Source organism: Streptosporangium sp. NPDC003464 (assembly GCF_053588315.1).
In genome coordinates this window covers 1-4,219 of sequence record NZ_JBSFPS010000452.1, presented here as the reverse complement: position 1 = coordinate 4,219, position 4,219 = coordinate 1, and the positions used below count along the sequence as shown (strand labels likewise).

General features: G+C 68.8%; 3 protein-coding genes and 1 pseudogene. 3 read left to right on the top strand and 1 reads right to left on the bottom strand.

Annotated features, from left to right (window positions below; all coding sequences use genetic code 11):
* Window positions 1-434: 434 nt before the first annotated feature.
* On the bottom strand, window positions 435-779 hold the full coding sequence (locus tag ACWDS7_RS46935) for a hypothetical protein (protein WP_451934587.1): 345 nt from the start codon (window positions 777-779) through the stop codon (window positions 435-437).
* 89 nt (window positions 780-868) lie between these two features.
* On the opposite strand from ACWDS7_RS46935, the pseudogene ACWDS7_RS46930 reads away from it, so the two are divergent.
* From ACWDS7_RS46930 to ACWDS7_RS46920, 3 genes and pseudogenes are all read left to right on the top strand, one after another.
* Window positions 869-1,000: pseudogene (locus ACWDS7_RS46930) on the top strand (TetR/AcrR family transcriptional regulator); the annotation flags it as partial.
* Between the two features lie 141 nt (window positions 1,001-1,141).
* Window positions 1,142-2,146 (top strand): metallophosphoesterase family protein, encoded by a 1,005-nt coding sequence (locus ACWDS7_RS46925; RefSeq protein WP_451934586.1) that lies wholly within the window; start codon window positions 1,142-1,144, stop codon window positions 2,144-2,146.
* A gap of 499 nt (window positions 2,147-2,645) precedes the next feature.
* Window positions 2,646-4,088 carry an MFS transporter gene (locus tag ACWDS7_RS46920; RefSeq protein WP_451934585.1) on the top strand — a complete coding sequence of 481 codons (1,443 nt, stop codon included), beginning with the start codon at window positions 2,646-2,648 and terminating at the stop codon, window positions 4,086-4,088.
* Window positions 4,089-4,219: the final 131 nt, after the last annotated feature.

Below are 4,219 nucleotides of genomic sequence, written 5' to 3'. Positions count from 1 at the left end.
CCGGTCGGACGGCGGGGGGCGGCTGGGAGGTGGGCGAGGGCGCGGGTGACGGATGGGTCATGAGGGCGCTGGACTCCAGCTCAGTCCGTGGAAGGTGACGGCTCCAGCGGCAAGGCTAATTTAAACTCGCCCTATTCGTAAAGACCTCCACTAAATTCGATACATAAGCTAATTGAGTCGTTATTACCACATCAATCCGTGAATAATTTCGTGTACGCGGACAGAGCGGGCAAACGCGGAAGCCGTCTCAGCCCGTGGCCAGGATCGTCGATCCTGGCCACGTCGCCGTAGGGGAGTATGGGCGGACGGAGAAGCCAAGTCTCCCCAGATAGCTGTTTGAGGACGTGTCAGCCCTTGTCGTAATACCAACCCGTGCACTTGCTCCTGAGCGCGCCACTGACTCTCACACCGATGCAGGCGCGCATCCACACGTGCTAATTGGGCTGTTGATTGGAGTGGTCCCGTGTGAACGGACCGCAGTTCTTCCAGGTCTTCCCGCCGTTTTTCGAGCGGTGCACCGTGACGAGGTCACCGGCGCGGTAGCCGCTCTTGATGTAGGCATAGGAGTAGTCGGTGAGCCTCACGTTACGCAGCCACAGCGTGCGGCCCTTGAACGTGATCTCGCGGACCGGATAAAAGCCCCGCTCGGGAAGGCCACGGACTTGCCGCAGCTCGCTGACGCGGCCGTGACGGACGCCGACGTGGCGGCGGACACCGGCCCGGTGACAGCGCCCCCGGCGATCGCACTCGCGACTACGACGACCGACGTTCTCCTCCAACGTCCTTGCATGAGTCCTCCTTGATGGGTAGGTATGCTGGCGCCTGATCGGGCTCGCTTGTCGGCGGAGCCAGGAGCGACACCCCGGCCGAGATGGTCGTTGACTTCTTCGGCTCGGTCCACCACCTGGGCACCTGGTACAGCCCGGAGGGGGCGCTGTCCGGCGCCGAGATCGGGGAGCACTTCGCCGACCTGCTGCTCACCTCGCTGCGCCCGAAGTGACCCGCCCGCCGCGGCGGTGGGCGGGAGCCCGGGCATTCGTGCCGGGCGGCGTCGATGACGGCCGGCGATCGCACCGGCCGGGGGAGGCCACCCCGGATAATCCTTTGCCCACCGGACCGGTGGCTGCCTAGGCTCACCGGGGTGCGGCGTACCGTCATCATCGGCGACATCCACGGCTGCTTCGACGAACTGCTCGAACTGCTCCAGGAAGTGAATCTCCGTCCGGACGACCTGCTGGTCAGCGTCGGCGACCTGGTCGACCGCGGTCCAGCGCCCGGCGAGGTGGTCAGGTTCTTCCGCGAGCGCCCGAACTCGGTCGTGGTCATGGGCAACCACGAGCGCAAGCACGTGCGCGGGATCTTCTCCTACGCGCAAGAGATCACGCGCTTACAGCTGGGCGAGCGCTACGCCGAAACGGTCCGCTGGATGCGGACGCTGCCGTACTTCTTCGAGAACGAGCATGTCCGCGTCGTCCACGCCGCGATGCTGCCCGGAATTCCGCCGGCCGAGCAGAGAGAGGAAATCCTCTGCGGCTCGACCAGCGGCGAACGGGAGCTCACCGCGCTGTTCCCGGACAGCCACTGGCACGACCACTACACCGACGCCAAGCCGGTCGTCGTCGGCCACCATGTGACCGGGCGTGAGCCGATGATCCGCGACGGCAGGGTCTTCGGCCTGGACACCGGCGCCTGCCATGGCTGGAACCTGACCGCGCTGTGCGTGCCGGGATTCACGGTCCACTCGGTGGAGGCGCGCGCGGATCACTGGTCGATCGTCAAGCGCCGGTGGCAGCTGCCCGTCCTGAAGTCCAAGCCCTGGCACGGATTCACCTGGTCGGAGCTGACCACGACGATCACGCGGTTCTCCTCGGCACCCGACGCCGCCACACGCGGCTGGCTGGAGACGGTCGAGAGGTGGGCCGCGGATCTGCGGTCGTCGTTCCCCGCCCTGGTAGCCGCGGCGCACCGCGCCGCCGCCGAGCTCACCACGGACGAGCTGCGACGGCATCCCGCCGCGCAGTGCCTGTTCCAAGCCCGTAACGGCCGCCTCGACCAGACCAGCCTGGCCAGGCAGTGCTCGACACCCCGCAGAACAGTGGACCTGGCGGCCGCGTTGGGGCTGACCCTTCCCGAACTGCCCGACTGACCGACTGACCGCTGACGGGCTGACCGCTGACGGGCTGACCGGTTGATGGGCTGACCGGCTGACCGGCAACTGTCCCGGTTGACCGGCAGGTGTGAGGTCCCGAGCGCCCCGACCCGCAGGCGGGAGGCCCTGAGTGCCCGCGGGCGCATCCCGGCCGGGACCGTCAGGCGTCCTCATCCTCGGAGTCCCTGGAGTCCTCGAAGTCCTCGGAGTCCTCGAACACCCGTCCCACAAATCCTCCGCGAGCTGGTCATCTAGGCCAGGAGATGACCTACAAGAACCCTAGCGTGGTCCATGTGACCGCGGCGGGGATCCGGAGCGGGACGTCCGGTCGGTAGGACCGGACACCTCTCAGGGAAATCTGGAATGAAGCATTCCGTTCTGCTATTGTGGAACGGAACAAACAGTTCCATTCAATGGCCCGCGCGATCGCGGAACCTCTTCCCGCGACCCCCCGCAGCGTTCACGCATCCCCCGAACGACAGGCTCTGGAGGAGCAATGACCACCCTCGACATCCGCCCGGTTGAGGCAGCGGAGGCCACCGGGCCCGCGCCGTACAGGTGGCGCTGGCCGGCGCTCTTCGTGATCCTCGCCGGCTCCGTGATGGAGCTCCTCGACGCCACCGTCACCAACATCGCCGGCCCGACGATGCAGGCCGACCTCGGCGGCGGGACCTCGATGATCCAGTGGCTCGGGGTGGCCTACACGCTGGCCATGACCGCCGGCCTGCTCACCGGCGGGCGCCTGGGCGACATCGTCGGCCGCAAGCGGATGTTCCTCATCGGCGCGGCCGGCTTCGTGATCGGCTCGCTGCTCTGCGCGATCTCCGTCTCGCCGGAGACCGTGATCGCCGCCCGCGTGGTCCAGGGCCTGTTCGGCGCCGCCATGGTCCCGCAGGGGCTCGGCATGATGAAGGAGATGTTCCCGCCCAAGGAGCTCCAGGTGGCCTTCGGCGCGTTCGGCCCGATCATGGGACTGTCCGCGATCGGCGGGCCGATCCTGGCGGGCTGGCTGGTCGACGCCGACCTGTTCGGCACCGGCTGGCGCATGATCTTCCTGATCAACCTGCCGATCGGCCTGGTCACGGTGCTGGCCGCGATGAGGTTCCTGCCCACCGGCCGCCCGGCCCGGGCCCTCCGGCTCGACCTCCCCGGCGCGCTCCTGGCCTCCCTCGGCTCGCTGCTGATCGTCTTCCCGCTGGTCCAGGGCCGCGAGCACGGCTGGCCGGCGTGGACGTTCGTGATGATGGCCGGCTCCATGGCGGTGTTCGCGCTCTTCGGCTGGTACGAGTCGCGCCGCAACCGCAGGGGCGGCGACCCGCTGATCGCGCCGAGCCTGTTCCGCAAGCGCGCGTTCATCGGCGGCATGTTCACCGGAACGATCTACTTCTCCGCCTTCAGCGGGTTCGGCCTCGTCTTCAACCTCTACACCCAGCTCGGCCTCGGCTACACCCCGCTGAAGGCCGGCCTGGCCGGCGTCCCGCTCTCCGTGGGCATGATCATCGGCATGGGCGCCATGCAGGCGGTCAGGAGGCACGGCCGCCGGGTGCTGCACGCGGGCGCCGTGATCATGACGGCCGGTGTCGTCGCCCTCCTGCTGCTCCTCGGCCCCGAGGTCAGCCCCTGGCTGCTCGCCCCGGCCCTGCTCGTCACCGGCCTGGGGTCCGGGCTGATCATGGGCCCCTACTTCGAGATCGCGCTGGCCGGGGTCGAGCCGCACGAGACCGGCTCCGCCTCCGGCACGCTCACCGCGCTCCAGCAGGTCGGCGCGGCGCTCGGGGTGGCCCTGCTCGGCACCGTCTTCTTCGGCGCGATGGACGGCGACCCGACCGCCGCCGCGCAGAGCACCTTCTGGGTCGTCGCCGGGATGGTCGCGCTGACCTTCCTGGCCGGTTTCCTCCTGCCCAGGCAGGCGCGCGAGGACGCGGACCCGGTCCACTGACCGGCCCGCGGGCGTACGGCCGGCCGGGGAAGCCGGCCGTACCCCGATCTCCCCGCGACGGCCCCCGGCTCCGTGCCGGGCCGATCAGCAGCAGCGTCGGCTGGGTGAAGTCGAAGTCGAAGACGTCGCAC